This window comes from Dokdonella sp., from assembly GCF_051958935.1.
Lineage (GTDB): Bacteria > Pseudomonadota > Gammaproteobacteria > Xanthomonadales > Rhodanobacteraceae > Dokdonella_A.
This window is the reverse complement of the sequence record NZ_JBQCFP010000117.1, coordinates 1-20904: the sequence shown is the minus strand read 5'-3', so window position 1 is coordinate 20904 and position 20904 is coordinate 1. Positions and strand designations below refer to the sequence as shown.

23 protein-coding genes are annotated in these 20904 nt (G+C 69.9%); 15 read left to right on the top strand and 8 right to left on the bottom strand.

Going from position 1 to position 20904, the window contains the following annotated elements:
- Position 1 precedes the first annotated feature (1 nt).
- The 5 genes from ACTHK2_RS11445 to ACTHK2_RS11425 all read left to right on the top strand — a co-directional run bounded on the left by ACTHK2_RS11445 (position 2) and on the right by ACTHK2_RS11425 (position 4548).
- A complete protein-coding gene (locus ACTHK2_RS11445) occupies positions 2-733 on the top strand; it encodes an SURF1 family protein (RefSeq protein WP_440245839.1) in 732 nt (243 codons plus the stop codon).
- Entirely contained in the window at positions 730-1278 is a 549-nt protein-coding gene (locus tag ACTHK2_RS11440) for a hypothetical protein (protein ID WP_440245838.1), read from the top strand. Before ACTHK2_RS11445 ends, ACTHK2_RS11440 begins: the two co-directional genes overlap by 4 nt.
- Before the next feature lies 1 nt (position 1279).
- On the top strand, positions 1280-2425 hold the full coding sequence (locus tag ACTHK2_RS11435; RefSeq protein WP_440245837.1) for a COX15/CtaA family protein: 1146 nt from the start codon (positions 1280-1282) through the stop codon (positions 2423-2425).
- A gap of 192 nt (positions 2426-2617) precedes the next feature.
- On the top strand, positions 2618-3526 hold the full coding sequence (gene cyoE, locus ACTHK2_RS11430; RefSeq protein ID WP_440245836.1) for a heme o synthase: 909 nt from the start codon (positions 2618-2620) through the stop codon (positions 3524-3526).
- A 542-nt stretch (positions 3527-4068) separates the two neighbouring features.
- Positions 4069-4548 carry a glutathione peroxidase gene (locus ACTHK2_RS11425; protein ID WP_440245835.1) on the top strand — a complete coding sequence of 160 codons (480 nt, stop codon included), beginning with the start codon at positions 4069-4071 and terminating at the stop codon, positions 4546-4548.
- Positions 4549-4554: 6 nt separating this feature from the next.
- Here ACTHK2_RS11425 and ACTHK2_RS11420 read toward each other — a convergent pair whose 3' ends face one another.
- Positions 4555-5052: a beta-lactamase hydrolase domain-containing protein gene (locus ACTHK2_RS11420; RefSeq protein WP_440245834.1), complete on the bottom strand. Its 498-nt coding sequence runs from the start codon at positions 5050-5052 to the stop codon at positions 4555-4557.
- A gap of 154 nt (positions 5053-5206) precedes the next feature.
- Between ACTHK2_RS11420 and ACTHK2_RS11415 the strand changes: the two genes are divergently transcribed.
- The 6 genes from ACTHK2_RS11415 to ACTHK2_RS11390 all read left to right on the top strand — a co-directional run bounded on the left by ACTHK2_RS11415 (position 5207) and on the right by ACTHK2_RS11390 (position 12770).
- Entirely contained in the window at positions 5207-6481 is a 1275-nt protein-coding gene (locus tag ACTHK2_RS11415; RefSeq protein ID WP_440245833.1) for an MFS transporter, read from the top strand.
- Between the two features lie 133 nt (positions 6482-6614).
- Positions 6615-7859 carry a Kelch repeat-containing protein gene (locus ACTHK2_RS11410; protein WP_440245832.1) on the top strand — a complete coding sequence of 415 codons (1245 nt, stop codon included), beginning with the start codon at positions 6615-6617 and terminating at the stop codon, positions 7857-7859.
- Positions 7856-9463: a phytoene desaturase family protein gene (locus tag ACTHK2_RS11405; RefSeq protein ID WP_440245831.1), complete on the top strand. Its 1608-nt coding sequence runs from the start codon at positions 7856-7858 to the stop codon at positions 9461-9463. Before ACTHK2_RS11410 ends, ACTHK2_RS11405 begins: the two co-directional genes overlap by 4 nt.
- A gap of 108 nt (positions 9464-9571) precedes the next feature.
- Positions 9572-10519 carry a DUF3617 domain-containing protein gene (locus ACTHK2_RS11400; protein WP_440245830.1) on the top strand — a complete coding sequence of 316 codons (948 nt, stop codon included), beginning with the start codon at positions 9572-9574 and terminating at the stop codon, positions 10517-10519.
- 4 nt (positions 10520-10523) lie between these two features.
- Complete coding sequence (locus ACTHK2_RS11395) at positions 10524-11378, top strand: D-alanyl-D-alanine carboxypeptidase family protein (RefSeq protein ID WP_440245829.1); 855 nt, start codon at positions 10524-10526, stop codon at positions 11376-11378.
- 15 nt (positions 11379-11393) lie between these two features.
- Positions 11394-12770: a hypothetical protein gene (locus ACTHK2_RS11390; protein ID WP_440245828.1), complete on the top strand. Its 1377-nt coding sequence runs from the start codon at positions 11394-11396 to the stop codon at positions 12768-12770.
- Positions 12771-12797: 27 nt separating this feature from the next.
- On the opposite strand, the gene ACTHK2_RS11385 is transcribed toward ACTHK2_RS11390, so the two are convergent.
- From ACTHK2_RS11385 to rpsU, 6 genes are all read right to left on the bottom strand, one after another.
- Positions 12798-12947, bottom strand: a complete 150-nt coding sequence (locus ACTHK2_RS11385; RefSeq protein WP_440245827.1) for a hypothetical protein — start codon at positions 12945-12947, stop codon at positions 12798-12800.
- A 73-nt stretch (positions 12948-13020) separates the two neighbouring features.
- Entirely contained in the window at positions 13021-13230 is a 210-nt protein-coding gene (locus ACTHK2_RS11380) for a cold-shock protein (protein ID WP_131996022.1), read from the bottom strand.
- 212 nt (positions 13231-13442) lie between these two features.
- On the bottom strand, positions 13443-15242 hold the full coding sequence (locus ACTHK2_RS11375) for a CHC2 zinc finger domain-containing protein (RefSeq protein WP_440245849.1): 1800 nt from the start codon (positions 15240-15242) through the stop codon (positions 13443-13445).
- 51 nt (positions 15243-15293) lie between these two features.
- Positions 15294-15491: a PspC domain-containing protein gene (locus tag ACTHK2_RS11370; RefSeq protein ID WP_440245826.1), complete on the bottom strand. Its 198-nt coding sequence runs from the start codon at positions 15489-15491 to the stop codon at positions 15294-15296.
- A 16-nt stretch (positions 15492-15507) separates the two neighbouring features.
- Positions 15508-15954, bottom strand: coding sequence for a GatB/YqeY domain-containing protein (locus ACTHK2_RS11365; RefSeq protein WP_440245825.1), 447 nt, complete (start codon positions 15952-15954; stop codon positions 15508-15510).
- A gap of 265 nt (positions 15955-16219) precedes the next feature.
- On the bottom strand, positions 16220-16435 hold the full coding sequence (gene rpsU / locus ACTHK2_RS11360) for a 30S ribosomal protein S21 (RefSeq protein WP_131996031.1): 216 nt from the start codon (positions 16433-16435) through the stop codon (positions 16220-16222).
- Between the two features lie 56 nt (positions 16436-16491).
- Between rpsU and tsaD the strand changes: the two genes are divergently transcribed.
- The 3 genes from tsaD to folK all read left to right on the top strand — a co-directional run bounded on the left by tsaD (position 16492) and on the right by folK (position 18564).
- Positions 16492-17535, top strand: coding sequence for a tRNA (adenosine(37)-N6)-threonylcarbamoyltransferase complex transferase subunit TsaD (tsaD, locus tag ACTHK2_RS11355; protein ID WP_440245824.1), 1044 nt, complete (start codon positions 16492-16494; stop codon positions 17533-17535).
- A gap of 93 nt (positions 17536-17628) precedes the next feature.
- Positions 17629-17985: a dihydroneopterin aldolase gene (gene folB, locus ACTHK2_RS11350; RefSeq protein ID WP_440245823.1), complete on the top strand. Its 357-nt coding sequence runs from the start codon at positions 17629-17631 to the stop codon at positions 17983-17985.
- A 96-nt stretch (positions 17986-18081) separates the two neighbouring features.
- The gene (folK, locus tag ACTHK2_RS11345; protein ID WP_440245822.1) at positions 18082-18564 is read left to right on the top strand and encodes a 2-amino-4-hydroxy-6-hydroxymethyldihydropteridine diphosphokinase; all 483 of its coding nucleotides are present in this window, start codon (positions 18082-18084) and stop codon (positions 18562-18564) included.
- A gap of 166 nt (positions 18565-18730) precedes the next feature.
- Here the strand turns inward: folK and ACTHK2_RS11340 are convergent, their stop codons facing one another.
- Positions 18731-19477, bottom strand: coding sequence for a pteridine reductase (locus ACTHK2_RS11340; RefSeq protein ID WP_440245821.1), 747 nt, complete (start codon positions 19475-19477; stop codon positions 18731-18733).
- 75 nt (positions 19478-19552) lie between these two features.
- Here ACTHK2_RS11340 and ACTHK2_RS11335 point away from each other — a divergent pair, with 75 nt between their 5' ends.
- Positions 19553-20728, top strand: coding sequence for a class I SAM-dependent methyltransferase (locus ACTHK2_RS11335; RefSeq protein ID WP_440245848.1), 1176 nt, complete (start codon positions 19553-19555; stop codon positions 20726-20728).
- The last annotated feature ends 176 nt before the right edge of the window (positions 20729-20904 follow it).

Here is a 20904-nt window from a genome sequence, read left to right as displayed (position 1 = left end):
CGTGGCTAGGCGCCCGCACCCGGCAGCGATCACCGCGACGCTTGCCGGTATCGCCGCGTTCATCGCGCTCGGTTCGTGGCAGGTGCGCCGCGCGCACGAGAAGGAAGCCTTGTTCGCGGCCTTCGACGGCGCTGCGCAGCAGCCACCCGTGCCGCTCGAGCAGGCACGCCGCGAGACCGGTGCGCGCTATCCGCGCGTCGACCTGAAGGGTCGCTTCGATCCCGGGCATGCGTACGTGCTGGACAACCAGGTCCGCGACGGCCGGGCCGGCGTGATGGTCTACGACGTGTTCGAGCCCGCCGCCGGTGCCCCGGCGCTGCTCGTCAATCGCGGCTTCCTCGCGCGCGATGCCCGCGGCGAACTGCCGTCGATCCCGCCGCCGCCGGAAGGCGCGCAGACCGTGCGCGCGCTGTATGCACCGCCGCCCGGCAGCGGGCTGCGGCTCGGCGGCGATGCGTTGCCGCACCAGACGCGCTGGCCGAAGACGACCATCTATCTCGACCTCGCCGAAGTCGGCGCCGACCTCGGCCGCCCACTCGACAGCCGCGTGCTGCTGCAGCTGCCGGGAGACGAGGTCACCACGTTCGTGCGAGAGTGGAAGCCGGACGTGTTTCCGCCCGAACGCCATTACGGCTACGCATTCACCTGGTTCACGTTCGCCGCCGTGGTCGCGGCGACGTTCTTCATCCTCAACCGGTCGCCCCAACCGCCGCGGCGGGAGGAACATCGATGACGCCCCGCACGCGCAACCGCATCGGCCTGATCCTGATCCTGCTGCTGTTCGCCGCGCCGCTCGTGGCCGCCTACGTGCTTAATGCGCTCGGCTGGCGTCCGGCCGGCATGCGCAACTACGGCACGCTGATCGAGCCGCCGCAGGATCTCACCGGCGCGCGCATCGTCGACCAAGACGGCAAGGCGCTCGCGTGGAAGGACGAGAACTGGTCGTGGACCGTGTTCGCGCTGCCCGGTCCCGCCTGCGCGAAGGCTTGCCTCGAGCGCATCGACGAACTGCGCCGCGCGCGCCTCACGCTGAACCAGAATGCGTATCGCGTGCGCGTCGTCGTGGTCGGCGACGCGCCGCAGGATGCGCTTGCCGCGATGAAGCCGGTCTATGCCGTGCGCGACCTCGACGATCGCCTTGCCCGCCTGCGTCCTGCGCAGGCCGACGACGTCGCGGTCGCGTTCGCCGACCCGCATGGCTTCCTCGTATTGAGCTATCCGGTCGGATACGACGCCAACAAGCTGCGCAAGGATCTCGTGCGCGTGGTGAAGAACTGACATGCCAAGTCCCGTGACGCCGCTGCGCCTCGCCGCGTTCGCCGCCGTGTTCGCGTTCCTCGTGATCGTGTTCGGTGCATTCGTCCGCCTGTCGAACGCCGGCCTGTCCTGCCCCGATTGGCCGACGTGCTACGGCAAGGCGACATGGCCCGGCCACGAGCAGGAGATCGCGCGCGCGAACGAGGCGTTCCCGGATCGACCGTTCGAGACGCACAAGGCCTGGCGCGAACAGGTGCACCGCATGCTCGCGGGCACGCTCGGCACGCTCGTGTTCGCGCTCGCGCTGGTCGCTGCGTGGCCGCGCCGCGCGCACGTAGGCGCTCTGGTCGGCGCCGCGTTGGCGGCGGCAGTCGGCATCGCGCTCTACGTCCAGGGGTACTACGCTCTGTCGGCGCTGCTGTCCGTGTTCGCGCTCGCCATTCCGCTCGGCGCCGCGGCGACGTTGCGACGCGGCTGGCCTTGGCGCATCGCGGTAGCCACGTTCGGCGTCGTGATCTTCCAGGCCATGCTCGGCATGTGGACGGTCACGCTGCTGCTCAAGCCCATCGTCGTCATGGGACACCTGCTCGGCGGCCTGCTCACGTTCTCGCTGCTCGCGGCGATCGCGCTCGCGCTCGCGGCGCGCACTGCGCCGACGGATGCGCAGCGCCGGCTGCGACCAATGATCGTCGTCGCGCTCGTGCTGTTGTCGCTGCAGATCGCGCTCGGCGGCTGGACCAGCGCGAACTACGCCGCGCTCGCCTGCGGCGCCGATTTCCCGACCTGCGCGGGCAGCTGGTGGCCGCAGACGGACTTCCGCGAGGGCTTCGTGCTCTGGCGCGGCATCGGCGTCAACTACGAAGGCGGCGTGCTCGACGCCGCGGCACGCGCGGCGATCCAGATCGCGCACCGCCTCGGCGCGCTGGTCGTGTTCGGCCACGTGCTCGCGACCGCGATCCTCGCCTGGCGCCGCGGCCTGCACGCGAATGCGGCCGCCGTGGCCGCGCTGCTCTGCACGCAGGTCGCACTCGGCATCCTCAACGTCGAACTGCTGCTGCCGCTGCCGATCGCGACCGCCCACAACGGCGTCGCCGCACTGCTGCTGTTCTCCCTGATCGCCCTGCTCGTGCGGGTCGTACCGCCGATCGCCGTCGATCGAAGAGCCTGAACACGAAGGACGCGAAGCAAGGCGAAATGGAAGAATAGGAACACGCAACAGGCTGAGCAGAGCACGCCTCCGGACGCAGCCTTTCTTCCCGCGGTGCGCTCCATAGCCTCGCTGACGACCTCTCGAGCTTTCTCGTTCCTTCGTGTCCTTCCTGTTTCAATCTTTCTCCTCCCGCGCAAGAATCCGACCACGATGCCCCCCATCGCCCGCCAGTACCTCGAGCTGACCAAGCCGCGCGTGGTCGCGTTGATCGCGTTCACGGCGGTGATCGGAATGTTCCTCGCGGTGCCGGGCCTGCCGCCGTGGCAGCCGGTGATCGCCGGGACGATCGGCATTTGGCTCGCGGCCGCATCGGCGGCGGCGTTCAACCACCTGATCGACCAGCGCATCGACAAGGTGATGGCGCGCACGTCGCACCGGCCTCTCGCGACCGGCGCGCTGACGCCGCAGCAGGTGTTCGCGTTCGCGGCTATCCTCGGGATCGTGTCGATGGCGATCCTCGTCGCGTTCGTCAACACGCTCACCGCCGTGCTCACGTTCGCCTCGCTGATCGGCTACGCAGTCGTCTATACGGCCTACCTCAAGCGCGCGACGCCGCAGAACATCGTGGTCGGCGGCGCCGCCGGTGCCGCGCCGCCCGTGCTCGGCTGGGCCGCGGTGACGGGCAGCGTGCACCCGTACGCGTTGCTGCTGTTCCTCATCATCTTCATCTGGACGCCGCCGCATTTCTGGGCGCTCGCGATCTTCCGCCGCGACGACTACGCGCGCGCGCAGGTGCCGATGCTGCCGGTCACGCACGGCGTGACCTACACGCGCTGGCACGTGCTGTTCTACACCGTGCTGCTCGTCGTCATCACGGTGCTGCCGTACCTGACCGGCATGAGCGGACTGTTCTACCTCGGCGGCGCGCTCGTGCTCGGTGGTGCGTTTCTCTATTACGCTATCCGCTTGCTCGATCCGCCGGACGACTTCTTCGCGATGCGCGTATTCAAGTATTCCGTCCTGTACCTGATGGCGCTGTTCGCGTTCCTGCTCGTCGACCATTACCTTCCGGCCGACATGCCGGCCGATCCTGCGATCGCGTTCCGGCGCGTGGGCTGAGCGAGGCACGGCCCGTCAAACGCCGCCGTGCGCCTCGTGCCGCGCCGTGCTGCTCGGCGTAGGTAGGACCAGGCGCTACCGGAAGGACGACAAGTACTTCGAGATGATGGCGCGCATTGCGCAGGTGCGCGGCATCGGCGTGCAGCACCCGACCGCGTCGCGCTGTGCCGCTCGCTCTGCACCCGCATCGTGCCGGGCACGCACACCGGCCGCGGCCTCGCCGGAACGGTCGGCCGGCTCGGGGATGCCCCAGCGCGGCACGCTCGGCCACCCGTTGGTCGAGCGGCACAACGCCGACCGCGTCGTCGTGGACCTGCCGATGGTGCGCAATGCAGGACCGCTAGCCGCATCCGGGCCCGCTTCGACGCACCCGCGGCCGAGGCGCGTCAGGCGCGAGCATTCCGGGGCGCCCATCGAGAAGATCCTCGCCGGGAACTTCGCGCGCGCGTGCTCGGCGAAGTCCGGGGTCGACCGGGACGCCGCTGCCCCACTAGGCTGGACCAAGGGTGCGGGCATACACTGGCCCCAGCCCGGAGGCGCCCATGACGTCGATCTACGATTTCAGCGCGAAGACCATCGACGGCGACGAGCAGTCGCTGTCGGCCTGGCGCGGCAAGACGATGCTGATCGTCAATGTCGCGTCGAAATGCGGCTTCACGCCGCAGTACACCGGGCTCGAGGCGCTGTACGAGCAGTTCGGCGGCCAGGGGCTCGTCGTGCTCGGCTTCCCGTGCGACCAGTTCGGCCACCAGGAGCCCGGCGACGAGGCGGAGATCAAGAACTTCTGCTCGCTCACCTACGACGTCAAGTTCCCGATGTTCGCCAAGATCGACGTCAACGGCCCGAACGCGCACCCGCTCTACCGCTACCTCAAGAAGGAAGCGAAGGGCCTGCTCGGCAGCGAGGCGATCAAGTGGAACTTCACCAAGTTCCTCGTCGACAAGGACGGCAACGTGGTCAAGCGCTATGCGCCCACCGACACACCCGAGGCGATCGGCAGGGAACTCGCCCAGGCGCTCTGAGGCGCGTCAGGGCCGGGCCTGCGCGCCGAGGCGTTCGCGCACGGCCGGCTCGAGCGACTTGAGGCCGACGCTGCGTCCGAGCGCGATCGCCGCTTCCGCGTCGAGTCCCTCGTACCGCGCCGCTTCCAGCGCGAGCAACGCCCCGGCGCGGTTGCCGGACGCGCAGTGCAGCAGCACGGGACCGGACGCCGCCGCGAGCGCCGCATGCAATGACTCCGCACGGGCTGGCGTGAGATCCGCGGCTCCGCTGACCGGAAGGTTGACGTAGCGCAGGCCGAGTTCCGCCGCGAGGGCGGCCTCGTCGAAGCTGCGCGCCTCGTCCGGCCCACGCAGGTCGATGACCACTCCGCCACCGGCAGCGAACGCGCGCAGCTGTTCCGCGCTGGGCTGGCCGCCGACCTGCAATTTCGCATGCGGCTGCGCGTAGCCCGCCAACTTCACGTCGTGCACGCAACCTGCGAGCCCGGCGATCAATGCCGCCAACAGGAACGGTACGATGCGCATCGGACGACCTCCGGACGGGAACGCGAGTATCCCACGCCGCTGGCGCGGGTGCAGGATCGTGCTCGCGCGTCGGGCGGCGGGCTGGAAGCCAAGGCGAGCGCCATCGCTCGCGCGTGCTATACCTGCACGCGGCCCCTTGCCTGCCCGGACCTCCATGCCCGTCTCGTCGCTGACCCGTGCCGAACTGCGCACGCTCACGCTCGCCGCGCTCGGCGGCGCGCTCGAGTTCTACGACTTCATCATCTTCGTGTTCTTCACCGCGACGATCGGGCAGCTGTTCTTCCCGCTCGACACGCCCGACTGGCTGCGCCAGCTGCAAACGTTCGGCCTGTTCGCGGCCGGCTATCTCGCGCGGCCGCTCGGCGGCATCCTCATGGCGCACTACGGCGACCGCGACGGGCGCAAGCGCATGTTCATGCTGAGCGTGCTGCTGATGGCCCTGCCGACTTTGGCGATCGGCCTGCTGCCGACCTGGGCCTCGATCGGCGCGGCCGCGCCGATCGCGTTGCTGCTGCTGCGCATCCTCCAGGGCGCCGCGGTCGGCGGCGAGGTCCCCGGCGCATGGACCTTCGTCGCCGAACACGTGCACGAGCGGCGCATCGGTTTCGCCTGCGGTACGCTCACCGCGGGCCTCACCGCGGGTATCCTGCTCGGCTCGCTGATCGCGACCTGGGTCAAGACGCAGTTCGATGCGGCGCAACTCGCCGCCTGGGGCTGGCGCGTGCCGGTCCTTGCCGGCGGCGTGTTCGGCCTGTGCGCGGTGTTCCTGCGCCGCATGCTGGAGGAAACGCCGGTGTTCGAGGAATTGCGCCGCCGGCGCGAGCTCGTGCGCGGCCTGCCGCTCAAGATCGTGCTCGCCGGCCACGGCCGCGCGGTCGTGCTGTCGATGCTGCTGACGTGGCTGCTCACCGCGGCAATCGTCGTGCTGATCCTCATGACGCCGACCCTGATCCAGAAGATGCACGCCATTCCCGCATCGCGCGCGCTCGCCGCGAACAGCGTCGCGACGTTCGCGCTCACGCTCGGCTGCATCGCGTTCGGCCTGCTCGCCGACCGCATCGGCGCCGCGAAGTCGCTCGGCCTCGGCTGCGTACTACTGCTCGCGACGACCATGCTGTTCTACTACGGCCTCGCGCGCGCCCCGGAGCGGTTGCACGCGCTGTACGGTGCGACGGGCTTCTGCGTCGGCGTGGTCGGCGTGATCCCCGTGCTGCTCGTGCAGGCGTTCCCGCCCGCGGTGCGCTATTCGGGCGTGTCGTTCGCCTACAACATCGCCTACGCGGTGTTCGGCGGCCTCACGCCACTCGTCGTCACGATGCTCATGAAGGACGCGCCGCTCGCACCCGCGTGGTATGTCGCGGCGCTCTGCGTACTCGGCGTCGTGCTCGCCTTCGTGCCGATGCGCGCGAAGGCCGCGACGGGAAACTGAAGGCGCAACCCGAAGGCGACGCTACGGACGCGCTCCAAATGGCGCGCGAATGCGCGACTGAGCCGACGCGCATGCGGCCCAGCGGGCATCGGCGCAGCGTGGCGGCGTCCGTTGCCGCCGACCGGGGTCCGCCATGCACCATCCGCATCCGATCGCCAGCGCGATCGTCGCCTTCGTCCTGTCGTCCGCCGACGTGCTCGCCGGCGGTTCGTTCCACCGCAGCGCCGACATGGCGACGCCGCGCGCCTCGTACGGTGCCGCGCTGCTGCCCGATGGCCGCGTGCTGTTCACCGGCGGCATCGCCGATTTCGGCGTGCACCTGATCCAGGCCGAGCTGTACGACCCCGCGACCGACGCGTTCGTGCCGACCGGCTCGATGACCGAGATCCGCATGCGACCGACCGTCTCCGCGCTGGCCGATGGGCGCGTGCTCGTGCTCGGCGGCCGCGGCGGCAAGACCGGCGATGCGCTCGGCACTGCAGAAATCTACGATCCGGCGACCGGCCGGTTCAGCGCAACCGGCCCGATGGCCGGCCCGCGCTACGTCGCGAGTGCAACCCTGCTCCAGGACGGCAAGGTGCTCGTCGCCGGCGGCCTCACCGCACGCGACGTGCTCGCGACGGCCGAACTCTACGACCCCGCGACCGGCACGTTCAGCGCGACCGGTTCGCTCGTCGAGGCGCGCATCCAGCCGCTGGCGGTGCGCCTCGCCGATGGACGCGTGCTCATTGCGGGCGGCGACGGCGCCGGCGGCCCCCTCGCGAGCGCCGAACTCTACGATCCGCTCACCGGCACGTTCGCGCCGACCGGAGACCTCCCCGAACCGCGCGAAGTGCAGTCGTTCGTTCGCCTCGCCGACGACCGCGTGCTGATGGTCGGCGGCAGCGACGGCGGCTACAACGGCGGTTTCCCGATCTACCTTCCCGATGCGGCCGTCTACGATCCGGCGAGCGGCGCGTTCACGCCGGCGGGTACGCTCGTGCACGCACGTGAACTGCAGGCCGCCGCGCGCCTGCCCGACGGCCGCGTGCTCGTCGCCGGTGGCGCGCACCTCGCCGGCGAGCCCGGCAGCGTCACGGTGCCGGTGGCGGAAGCCTGGGATCCGGTGAGCGCGAGCTTCGAGGACATCGGCGCGATGGCCGTGCCGCGCTACGAGGCGACCCCCGTCACGCTCGCCGACGGCAGCATCCTGCTTGCGGGCGGCTGGGCCTTCGCCGGCGACACGGTCGGCGACATGCCGACCGCGGCGGCCGAGCGCTTCGTGCCGGAGGTCGCCGACGTGATCTTCGCCGACGGCTTCGACGCCGCGGCGCGCGAGCCCGCGCAGCGCGCCGGCGTCGCGCCGCGCGCGCGAAATCATCGGATAATCGGCGCATGAGCGAACCCATGCGCGATGCGATCCTGATCGGCGGCGGCCACAACGGCCTCGTCTGTGCGGCCTACCTCGCGCGCGCGGGGCGCAAGGTCACCGTGCTCGAACGGCGCGACGTCGTCGGCGGCGCTGCGGTCACCGAGGAGTTCCACCCCGGTTTCCGCAATTCGGTCGCGGCGTACACGGTGTCGCTGCTGCAGCCGAAGGTGATCCGCGAGCTCGAACTCGAGCGCCATGGCCTGCGCGTCGTGCAGCGCAAGCTCAACAACTTCCTGCCGCTCGGCGACGATCCCGATCCGTCAAAGCGCTATCTCATCAGCGGCGGCGGGCGCACGCGCGCGGAGGTCGCGAAGTTCTCGCCGCGCGACGCCGAGCGCCTGCCCGAATACGAACGCCGCCTCGATGCGATCGCCGATGAGTTGCGCGCGCTCGCGCTCGAGGCACCGCCGAACGTCGTCGAAGGCGGCTGGTTCAAGGCGCTGCCGGAACTCCTGCGCGCGGGCCGGCTCGGCCGGCGCGTGAAGGCGCTCGAAGCGGGCCTGCGCACCGACCTGCTCGACCTGTTCGCGATCTCCGCCGCGGAATACCTCGACCGCTACTTCGAGAGCGAGCCGATCAAGGCGCTGTTCGGCTTCGACGGCGTGGTCGGCAACTATGCGAGTCCGTACACGCCCGGCAGCGCGTACGTCCTGCTGCACCACGTGTTCGGCGAGGTCAACGGCGTCAAGGGCGCCTGGGGCCACGCGATCGGCGGCATGGGCGCGATCACCCAGGCGATGGCGAAGTCGGCGGCCGCGTCGGGCGTCGAGATCCGCACCGGCAGCGGCGTTCGCGAGATCATCGTCGCGGGCGGCCGGGCGGTCGGCGTCGTGACCGACAAGGGCGAGGCGCTGCGCGCGCGCACGATCGTCGCCAACGTGAATCCCAAGCTCCTGTACGAACGCCTGCTCGATCCCGCGCACGTGCCCGCCCCCGTGCGCGAGCGCATGGCGAACTGGCGCTGCGGTTCGGGCACGTTCCGCATGAACGTCGCGCTTGCCGAACTGCCGCGCTTCGATGCGCTGCCCGAGCCCGGCGATCACCTCACCGCCGGCATCATCATCGCGCCGAGCCTCGACTACATGGATCGCGCGTACCTCGATGCACGCGCGCACGGCTGGTCGAAAGAGCCGATCGTCGAGATGCTGATCCCGTCGACGCTCGACGATTCACTCGCGCCGCCGGGTCGCCATGTGGCGAGCCTGTTCTGCCAGCACGTCGCGCCGCAGTTGCCGGACGGCCGTTCGTGGGACGACCGCCGCGAGGACGTCGCCGATCTCATGATCGACACGGTCGATCGCTGGGCGCCCGGCTTCAAGGCGTCGGTGCTCGGCCGCCAGATCAAGTCGCCGCTCGATCTCGAACGCGACTTCGGCCTGCTCGGAGGCGACATCTTCCACGGCGCGCTGTCGCTCAACCAGCTGTTCAGCGCGCGACCGATGCTCGGCTACGCCGATTATCGCGGTGCGCTCGCAGGGCTCTACCTCTGCGGCGCCGGTACGCATCCGGGCGGCGGGGTGACCGGCGCACCCGGCCACAATGCGGCACGCGCGATCCTGCACGACCTCTGAGCCTTCCATGGTTCTCCGGCGCGGCCGCGGTCGGATTGGGGTTTCGCGACCGCTTTCCCGTATGGGGAAGAACACGGCGCCGCACGCGCCGATTGCAGGAGTCGACCGATGAGCCCATTCCACCCGCGCAACGCCGCCGCGGCCGTATTGTGCTTCGCCGTGACCACGGCCGTTGCCGCGCCCGACAGCGGCGATCGCTATCGCGTGACGACCAGGATGGAGATGGCCGGCATGTCGATGCCCGGCAAGCCGGTCGAAGTCTGCACCGCGCGCGCGAACCCGGTCAGCGAGCAGGCGGTCCCGAAGGACAAGGACTGCGAGGTGCAGAACTTCCGCATCGAAGGCAGCAAGGCGTCGTACCACGTCGTCTGCAAGGGCAAGAACGCGATGACCGGTGATGGCGAGATGGAGACGCTGCCGGACGGCTACCGCGGCAGCATGAAGGCGCAGGTCGAGGGGCAGCAGATCACGATGAGCTACGAAGGCAAGCGCATCGGCAGCTGCGACTACGCGAGCGAATCGCCCGAGGCGATGGGCAAGGCCATGACCGCGCAGGCCTGCGAGGCGCAACTGGGCTCGATCCCGTCGTATTCGATGTACGTCGGTCCGAAAGCGGCGTGCCCCACCTACAAGGACAAATTCTGCGCGAACGTGAACCGCACGATGGGGCAGGCCGCCGACCCGGCGCGTTTCGCCGAAGCCGATCGCTCGTTCGGCGGCATCGCCTGGCAGGCGGTCGAAGCCTGCGGCAGCGGTTCGCGCGCGACGATCCTCGCGCAGGCCTGCGCGCGTGCGGAAGGCGCCGACAACCTCGACTTCGTCGGTGACTTCTGCCCGGGCCTCGCACCCAAGCATTGCGCCGACGCCGACCCGAACCGCCATGGCCGCTTCCTCGCCCAGCATTGCGCCGAACGCGCGCGCTCGATCGCCGCGCAGCAATGCGAAGGCCGCGGCTACACCGCGATGCAGTCCTCGCCGTACCGCACGTTCTGCGGCAACTACGCGACCGAACGCCTGCGCGCGCGTGGTGAAGCCCGGGGCGCGAGCGGCAGCTGACCGCGTGCTGCGCGCGCTCGCCATCGCGTTCGCCTTCGGATCGATGCTCGCGTGCGCAGGCACGCGGGCATCGCCGGCGGCTTCCGCGAGCGGCGGACCGGTCGATGCCTATCCGGATGTCGCCGCCGCGTACTGGGTCGAGCGTGACGGCCATCCGCTCTGGGCGGGCAACGCCGATGCGCGCCTGCCGATGGCGAGCCTGGCCAAGCTGATGACCGTGCTCGTAGCGATCGAGCACGGTGATCTCGACGCGTGGGCCGACGTGTCCGCGGGCGCCGCGGCCGAGACCGGCACGCGCATCGGCCTTCGCCGCGGCGAACGCGTGACGCGGCGCGACCTGCTGCTCGCGGCGATGGTGCGCTCGGCCAACGACGCGTGCCGTGCGCTCGCCGACGCGATCGGCGGGGCGATCGATGCGCGTGATCCGACCGGTGCGTTCGTCGCGCACATGAACGCGCGCGCGGCAGCGCTCGGCCTCGCCGACACGCACTACGCGAACCCGTGTGGCCACGACGATGCCGCGCAATACACGAGTGCCCGCGATCTCGCCGTGCTCGCGCGCGCGGTGCTGGCCGAACCGGTGCTCGCCGATGCGGCGCAACGTCGCGACATCCGCATCGCGACCGACCGCGGCCGAGTGCTGTCGGCGCGTTCGACCAATGCGCTGCTCGACGGTCTCCAGGGAGCGCGCGGGCTCAAGACCGGCACGACCCCCTCGGCCGGGCGCTGCTTGGTCGCCGTCGTCGAACGCGGCGACCACCGCGTGCTCGCGGTGCTGCTGCACGCGCCCGAGCGCTGGTGGGACAGCGTCGCGCTGGTCGAACTCGCGTTCGAAGCCGCGTCGCCGTCGCTTCGCTAGGTCGGGTGGCAAGCCATGGTGCACGACAAGCGCAACCGCGCCGCGATCGTCATCCTCGTCGCCGCCGTCCTTGCTGCCTACGCCAACGCCTTCACCGCGGCATACCAGTTCGACGATTTCGCCGCGATCCTCGCCAACCCGTCGGCGCGCAGCCTCGCGGGCTGGTGGGCGAGCCTGCCGGGCATACGGCCGCTGCTCAAGCTGAGCTATGCGCTCACGTTCGAAGCCGGCGGCGGCGCAGCCGCGATCCATGCGACCAACATCGCGGTCCACGGCCTCAATGCGATCCTGCTCTGGGCGCTGTGGCGGCGCTGGTTGCCGCGGATCGCGCCGTCGCTCGCGACCACCGACGGCGCCGCATTGCTGGCCGCGTTGCTGTTCGCGCTGCATCCCGCGGCCACCGAGGCGGTCACGTATGCAAGCGGCCGTTCGATCTCGCTCGCGGCGACGTTCATGCTCGCGGCCGTGCTCGCCGACGACGTCGCACGCGCACAGCCTTCACCCCGCGTGCTCGCGTGGACCGGTCCGGCTCTGTTCGCGCTCGCGCTCGCGGTGCGCGAAACCGCGCTCGTGATGCCGCTGGTTCCGCTGCTGCGCGCCTGGGCATGCGGTGAACCGCTGCGCGCGATGCTGCGCACGCTGTGGCCGTACGCGCTCGTGCTCGGTGCAGCACTGCTCGCCGCACTCGCGACGCCCGGCTACCACGTGTTCTTCGGCGTCAGCATAGGCACGCGCCCGCTCGCCGAACAGGCGATGGGCCAGGTGCTCGCGCACGCCTACCTCGCCACGCATCCGCTGCTCGGCTTCACCAACATCGATCCGGACCTGCGCGTGCCGCCGGCCTGGTCGGCGGCACTGGCGGCGAGTGCACTGATGCTCGCGGCGGCCGTCGCGGCGATGTTCGCCGCACGCCGGCGCCTGCCGTGGCTCGCGTTCGCGATCGGCTGGTACTTCCTGCAGCTCGCGCCCGCCAATTCGCTGCTGCCGCGGCTCGACCTCGCCAACGATCGCCATCTTTATCTCGCGCTTGCCGGGCCGATGCTCGCCTTCACCTGCGTGGCCGCACGCATCGGCGAACGGATCGCGAAGTACGCCTTGGTCCGCGTCGGAGCCGCGGCACTGTGCGCCGTACTTGCCGTGGCGACGTCGATGCGCAACGACGACTACCGCAGCGAAGCCGCACTGTGGCAGGCGACGGTGCGCGATTCGCCACGCAAGGCGCGCGCCTGGCTCAACCTCGGCTATGCGCATCGCGTCGATGGCGATGCCACGCGGGCGGCCGCCGCCTATCGTTGCGCGCTCGCGCTCGAGCCCACGCATGCGCAGGCGACGATCAATCTCGATCTGGTCTCGCCCGGCGATGCGGAGCCCGCGACGTGCCCCGCGGGATGAACGCGTCGCGTCGGTGAACCGATGTCTTCAGGACTGCGGTTTCGGGCCCGCGTCGCTGTCGTTGGCGGGCTTGTCGCCGTTGCGCGCGAGCTTCTTCTGGCGCTTCTCGTCCTGCTGCTTCTTCTTCGCCAGTTCGCGCTGGCGCTTCTCGAAGTTGTAGTTGGGTTTCATCGCCATCGGCGTCTCCTTCAAAAAGAAAACCCCGGGCCTCGCGACCCGGGGTTGGTGACTCTGGACGCGGTGAAGCGGATTACGCGAGCTGCACCTGGTCGGCCTGCATGCCCTTCTGGCCCTGCACCGGCACGAACGTGACGCGCTGCCCTTCGGCGAGGGTCTTGAAACCCGTGCCCTGGATCGCGCGGAAATGCACGAACAGGTCCGGGCCGCTTTCCGGCGTGATGAAGCCGAAACCCTTCGCATCGTTGAACCACTTGACCGTACCACTCTGGCGATTCGCCATGACTTTGACTCCTGCTACTCGAAACAATGGAATTCGCGATCCGGGTACATCCCGGGTCGAGACTGAGGTTGGCAAGGAGAAAGCGACGGAGCGATGGAGCGGATCGAATGGTTCGATCGCTTCAGGTCACGGTTCACAGTGACCCTGACAAGCAACAGTGCGCCCACTGTACATGTAAACGCCTTGCAAAGCGAATCGGCCGATGGATCCGTTCAGGTTCGCGCCGCCTTGCCGGCGAGCAGGGCGCGCAGCTCCTGCTTTTCCTCCTCCGCGAGCGGCCCTTCGCCCTGCTTGCGCCGAAGGTCGTCCAGGCGCTGCTGGGCGGTCTGCCGCTCGAGCTGCGCGATCGCGTCGACGAACTCCGCGCGCGCTTCGCTCTCGCCGCCGGGGAAGTCGATGATGGCGAGCTTCTGCAGAGCCTTCGCTTCCTCGCGTTCGGCGAAGTGCTCGAGCAGCGCGCCGGTCGTGAGGTTCGCGCGCGCGCGGCACAGGGCGATGAGTTCGACCAGCAGCGGAATGCCGGGCTGGCGCAACTCGGCGAACGACCACGGCGGCTCCAGCGCTAGCGCGAGCGCAGGGCGCTGCACGAGCAGGGTGATCGCCGCACGCACGAGCGAGCGTTGTGCCGGCTTCGCGCTGCGCGGTTTCGCCGGAACCTCCGACGGCGGCGCGGCGACCTGCACGCGCACGCCGGTCGACGTGTCGAGCTCGGCGAGCATGAGATCGCGGAACGCGCCGTCGGGGATCTGCGCGAGCAGCGGTCGCGCGCGCTCGGCGAGGCGTGCGCGGCCGTCGAGAGAGCCCAGGTTCACGTCCTTGCCGAGTTCGCCGAAGAAGAACTCGCTGAGCGGCATCGCCTCCTTGAGGCGCTGCTCGAAGCCGGCGAGGCCCTCCTTGCGTACGAGCGTGTCCGGGTCTTCGCCGTCGGGCAGGAACAGGAACATCGCCTGGCGGCCGTCGCGCATGCGCGGCAGCACCGATTCGACCGCGCGCCACGCGGCCTGGCGGCCGGCGCGATCGCCGTCGAAGCAGAAATAGACGTCCGCGCACTGGCGGAACAGGATCTCGGCGTGGTCGCGCGTGGTCGCGGTGCCGAGCGTCGCCACCGCCTGCGGCACGCCGAACTGGTGCAGGCTGATCACGTCCATGTAGCCCTCGACGACGATCAGGCGCGGGATCTTCGCGTGCGCCTCGCGCACCTGCCACAGGCCGAACAGTTCTCGCCCCTTGTGGAAAAGCGGCGTCTCGGGGGAGTTCAAATATTTGGGGCCGGTTTCCCCTTTGCGCGCATCCTGCGCGCGAGGATCGAGAACCGGGGATCCCTCGCCGGACTCTTCGAGTGAAGCACGCACTTCCGGGATGATCCGGCCACCGAAGGCGATCGTGCGCCCGCGCCGGTCGAGGATCGGGAACATCACGCGGTTGCGGAAGCGGTCGTACTTCGAGCCGCGTTCGCCGCTCGTGAGCATGCCGGCCTTCTCGAGCAGCGCGATGCGCTGCGTGTTGGTGCCGAGGGCGTTCTTCAGCGCGTCCCAGGCATCGGGCGCGAAGCCGAGGTTGAAGCGTGCGAGCGTCGACGCATCGAGGCCGCGACCTTCGAAGTACGCGCGTGCGCGATCGCTCGCATCGAGCTGGCGGCGGTAGAACGCCGCGGCCGCGTCGAGCAGCTTGTAGAGGTCGGTGCTGTCCTCGCGCGGTGCTTCGCGCCCGCCTTCGTACGGCACTTTGAGGCCGACGCGATTGGCGAGTTCCTCGACCGCATCGGGGAACTCGAGGCGGTCGTAGTTCATGAGGAAGCCGATCGCGCTGCCGTGCGCGCCGCAGCCGAAGCAGTGGTAAAACTGCTTGGCCGGGCTCACCGTGAACGAGGGCGAGCGTTCGTCATGGAACGGGCAGCGCGCGGACCAGTCGCGCCCGGCCTTCTTCAGCGGCACGCGCTCCTGGATCACATCGACGATGTCGACGCGAGCGAGGAGGTCGTCGATGAACTTTTCGGGGATGCGGCCGGCCATGATGGCTGAGCATGCCATGCAGGATCGACTGCCGCCGGCAGGCCCGGCGGATCAGTCTTCCTGCGGAATCAACAACCAGAGGACGAGGTACACGAGCAGGCCCGGGAACGCCGCCGACAGGATCGAGCCGACCACATAGACGACTCGCAGCCCGGTCGGATTCAGGCCGAAGTGTGCCGCGATGCCGCCCATCACGCCGGCGATCATGCGGTTGCGGCGCGAGCGGCGCAGGGGTCGTGCGTCGGTCATGAATGCGTTCCCCGCCTCAGGCGCCGAGTTTCTGCTTGACCAGCGCCGAGACCTGGCCCATGTCGGCACGTCCCGCGACCTGCGGCTTGACCAAGCCGACGACCTTGCCCATGTCCTTCGCGCTCGTCGCACCCGCCTCGGTGATCGCCCTGGTGACGATCGCATCGATCTCATCGGCGGACATCTTCGCGGGCATGTAACCCTCGATGACGCCCATCTCGTAGCGCTCGACCGCAGCGAGGTCTTCGCGGCCCGCGCCTTCGTACTGCGCGACCGAATCCTTGCGCTGCTTGAGCATCTTCTCGAGCACGGCAAGCACCTGCGCGTCGTCGAGCACGACGCGCTCGTCGACCTCGCGTTGCTTGATTGCCGCGTTGACGAGGCGGATCACGCCGAGGCGTTCCTTGTCGCCGCCCTTCATCGCGGCCTTCATGTCGTCGGTGAGCTGCTGCTTGAGTGGCATCGGAAACTCCATGGTCCTTGGCGGGCGGGGACATCGTCGGGTTCGCCAGCGCGGGGCGCCTGCTGCGTACGGGCTGCATTTGCCGGATGCCGGACTATACGGCCACGGCGCTGCCGGTCGAAGCCGGTATCGCGGCACAACACAAAAAGCCGGCACCCTTGCGGGTGCCGGCCGATGAACAGCCCTTTCATCCTGCGGATCCGGTTTCCGGTTCGCGAAACGGCCGCACTCGGTGCAGCGACGCCGCCGGGGATCCGCGCAGGGATCAGTACAGGCGCTGGCGCTTGGTCACGTCGCGCGAAACGCGGCGGAGGTGACGCTTGACCGCGGCTGCGCGCTTGCGCTTGCGCTCCTGGGTCGGCTTTTCGTAGAACTCGCGCTTGCGCACTTCGGCCAGCACGCCGGCCTTTTCGCAGGTGCGCTTGAAGCGGCGCAGGGCAAACTCGAACGGTTCGTTCTCGCGAACTTTGACGCTGGGCATACATTCTCCAATGACACAGGCCCGGGGCTGACGGGCGAGCCGTGTATTCTATCCCGATGAATCAGCCCATTGCAAAGGCGCCGGGTCCCGTGCTCGGGGTCGAGACCTCCTGCGACGAGACCGGGGTGGCCGTGTTCGATCCGGACCGCGGCCTGCTCGCCCACACCCTCTACAGCCAGATCCGCATGCACGCGGACTACGGCGGGGTCGTGCCCGAGCTCGCTTCGCGCGACCACGTGCGCAAGCTGCTGCCGCTCGTGCGCGAAACCCTGGCCCGGGCCGGGCTCGGTGTCGGCGATCTCGGCGGCGTGGCCTACACGGCCGGCCCCGGCCTCGTCGGCGCCCTGCTCGTCGGGGCGACCGCGGCGCGCTCGCTCGCGTGGTCGCTCGGCCTGCCCGCGATCGGCGTGCATCACATGGAAGGGCACCTGCTCGCGCCCTTGCTCGAGGCCGACCCACCCGAGCCGCCGTTCGTCGCGCTGCTCGTCTCGGGCGGCCATTCGATGCTGATCGAAGTGGCCGGGATCGGCCGCTACACGCTGCTCGGCGACACGCTCGACGACGCGGCTGGCGAGGCGTTCGACAAGACCGCCAAGCTCATGGGCCTGCCGTACCCGGGCGGCCCCGCGCTCGCGCGCCTCGCCGAGCAGGGCCGTGCAGGCGTGTTCCGCTTCTCGCGGCCGATGACCGACCGGCCCGGCCTCGACTTCAGTTTCTCCGGCCTCAAGACGCAGGTACTGCTCGCTTGGCAGGCGAGCGACCGCTCGGAGCAGACGAAGGCCGACGTCGCGCGCGCCTTCGAGGAAGCGATCGTCGAGACGCTCGCGATCAAGTGCCGTCGTGCGCTCGCGCAGACCGGTGCACGCCGGCTCGTGATCGCGGGCGGCGTCGGCGCGAACCGCCGCCTGCGCGCCGAACTCGCCGACGCGGGCGCGCGCGAAGGTTTCAGCGTGCATTTCCCGCGGCTCGAGTTCTGCACCGACAACGGCGCGATGATCGCGCTCGCCGGCGCGCTGCGCCTCGCTGCGGGCCAGCACGAAACGCCCGCGATCTCGGTGCGTCCGCGCTGGGACCTTGCCAGCCTCCCGCCGGTCGCCTGATCCGCGTTCCCGCTAGACTCGTGCGCTCCGGTGGCGCTCCGCTCTCCGCGCTGCGCCGTCCACCCCCCCCCCAGCCCTCAGCCCTCAAAAAGCATGGACCTCGTCTTCATCGAAGACCTGCGCATCGAAACGATCATCGGCATCTACGACTGGGAGCGCACGACGCGCCAGGTCGTCGCGCTCGACATCGAGATGGCATTCGACAACACCCGGCCCGCCGCGAGCGATCGCATCGGCGACACGCTCGACTACAAGGCGGTGTCCAAGCGCCTCATCGCGTTCGTCGGCGAGTCGCGCTTCGAACTCGTCGAGACGCTCGCCGAGCGCTGCGCGGCGATCATCCGCGAGGAATTCGGCGTGCCTTGGCTGCGCCTCAAGCTCTCCAAGCCCGGTGCCGTGACGGGCTCGCGCGCGGTCGGCGTCATCATCGAGCGCGGCGAGCGCGGCTGAGCCACGCGCGGACCGGGGGGGGGCGAAGCGCGACCCTCGGCACATGCGCGGCAATCCGCACTTGACGGCGTGCATGACGCACGGATCGAATGCGTCATGCATCATGCCTGGCTCAGCCTCGGCTCCAACCTCGATCCCGAACGTCACCTGCGCGCGGCACTCGACGAATTGCGCGCGCGCTTCGGCGCGGTCGTCGTTTCCACCGCCTACCGATTCCCCGCGGTCGGCTTCGAGGGTCCCGATTTCGTCAATCTCGCCGCAGCCATCGACAGCGACCTCGACGCGCATGCGCTCGACGCCTGGCTGCACGCGCTGGAGGATCGCCACGGCCGCCGCCGCGACGTGCCGCGCTACTCGAGTCGCACGCTCGACGTCGACATCGTGCTGTTCGACGACGCGATCATCGACGGCCCGGGCCACCTCCAGGTGCCGCGCCGCGAACTCGCCGAGGCCTTCGTGCTCAAGCCACTCGCCGAGATCGCGCCGGACCTGCGCGTCCCGGGCGACGGGCGCACGCTCGCCGACCTCTGGTCCGCCTCGCCCGCCTACGGAATTCGTTTCGAGCCGGTCGGGTTGTAGCTGGCTGCCAGCCTGAAAAGCCTGAAAGACGAAGTACACCGAGCACACGAAGAAGGCGAAGACGAGGTCGAAGTGGCGCTTCCTGTTTCGCGCTTCAGCCTCACCATTCTTTCCTTCGTGTGCTCGGTGTACTTCGTGTTTTCAATCCCGTGCAGATCGGGAAATGTCACACGGACAGCATGCGGCCGCCGTCGACGCGGATGATCTGGCCGGTCACGTAGCGCGCGTCGCGCAGCAGCCAGAGCACGGCACCGGCGACGTCGTCGGGCGTGCCGGCGCGGGCGAGGGGCGTGCGTGCGATGAGATCCTGCTGGTCGGCGTAGTCCTTGCCTGCTTCGGGCCAGAGCACGGCGCCCGGCGCGACACCGTTCACGCGCACGAGCGGCGCGAGCTCCTGCGCGAGTGCCTGCGTCAGCATCGCGAGTGCAGCCTTGGCCATGCAGTAGACGCTGTGGCGCGGCAGCGGCCGCTCGGCATAGATGTCCACGAGGTTGACGATCGCGCCGTTGCGGCCGGCGAGATGCGGCGCGGCGGCCTGCGCGAGGAACAAGGGTGCGCGTGCGTTCGCGGCGAACAGCTCGTCCCACTGCGACGGCGTCACCGTCGCCAGCGGCGTCGGGTAGAACGCGGACGCGTTGTTGACGAGCGCATCGAGGTGCCCGAAACGCGCGAGCACGGCGTCGACGAGGTCGGGCAGGCAGTCCGCATCTCCGAGTTCGGCCTGCAGCGTCAGCGTGCTGTCGGGGCGTTGCGCCTCGAGTTCCTGCGCGAGCGCCTCCTGCTCCGCGTACGAATTGCGTGCATGCAGCGCGAGGTCGTAGCCGGCTGCGTGCAAGGTGCGTGCGATCGTCGCGCCGACGCGGCGCGCGGCACCGGTCACCAGCGCCACCGGGCGTTGCTGCGTGCTCGCCATCGTCGGTTCTCCTTCGGGTTATGCTTCCTCCACGTCACCGCCGAGAGTGCCGCAGAATGTTGCGGCCGACCAGTCCTGAACACGTCACTGCCCGAGCCGAGCGCCGACGAGCGCGAGCATTCCGACCAGCTCGCCGCGCTCCTGCGCAACGAGATCCGCGCGAGCGGCTCGATACCGTTCGCGCGCTGGATGGAGCTGTGCCTGTACGCGCCGGGGCTCGGCTACTACAGCGCGGGCCGCACGAAGTTCGGCGCAGCCGGCGATTTCGTCACCGCGCCGGAACTCGGCGACCTCTATGCGCGCTGCCTCGCGCGCGCATTCGCGCCGACCCTGCGTGCACTCGGAACCGATGCCGACTTCCTCGAGCTCGGTGGCGGCAGCGGCGCATTCGCGGTTGCCGCACTGCGCGAACTCGCCGCGCTGGATGCGTTGCCGCGGCGCTTCCTCATCCTGGAACCCAGTGCGGACCTCGCCGCGCGCCAGCGCGCGCGCGTCGCCGCGGAGCTGCCGCCGGAAATCGGCGCGCGCGCTGCATGGATCGCGCGGCCGCCCGAGCACGGCTGGCGCGGCGTTCTGTTCGCCAACGAAGTCGTCGACGCGCTGCCGACGACGCGCTTCACCGTCCACGAGGGCGAGGTGTACGAGGAGCACGTCGCGCTCGACGAGGCGGGGCGATTCGTCCGCGTCGATCGCCCGGCCGACCTGCTCGTCGGCCATGCCGTGCGCCATCTCGAGCGCGCACTCGGCGCCGCCTTCGCCGACGGTTATCGCTCGGAGGTGCTGCCGCAGCTGCCGTACTGGATGCAGGCGGTGACCGCCTCGCTCGAAACCGGGGTCGTGCTGTTCGTCGACTACGGTTATCCGCGCAGCGAGTACTACCTGCCCGCGCGCAGCGACGGCACGCTCGTCTGCCATTACCGTCATCGCGCGCACGCCGATCCGTTGCACTGGCCGGGCCTCACCGATCTCACCGCATTCGTCGACTTCACCGCGCTCGCCGAAGCCGGCGTCGGCGCAGGCTTCGACTTCGTAGGCTACGCGCCGCAGGGCCAGTTCCTGCTCGCGAGCGGCCTGCTCGATCTCGTCGGCGACGACCTCCCCGAGATCGAGCGCGTCCGGCGCGTCGCCGAAGTCAAACGCCTGACCCTGCCGGGCGACATGGGCGAACGCTTCCAGGCCATCGCCTTCGCCCGCGGCGGCATCGACGCGCTCCGGGGCTTGCGCACCTTCGACCTCTCGCATCGGTTGTAGCGTCGCGCTCACGCGCCGCGAGCGAAAGCGAAACTGTGCGCCTTTCCCTTTTTCCCCTTTTCTTCTTTTCCGTGTCCTCCGTATCGACAATGCGCCGGGCCAGGCGCGGGGGGGGCCCCGGCGGGCGGGGGCCCCCGCCAGGGGGCCTCGGAAGACGCCCAGGCCCCCCCACGGGG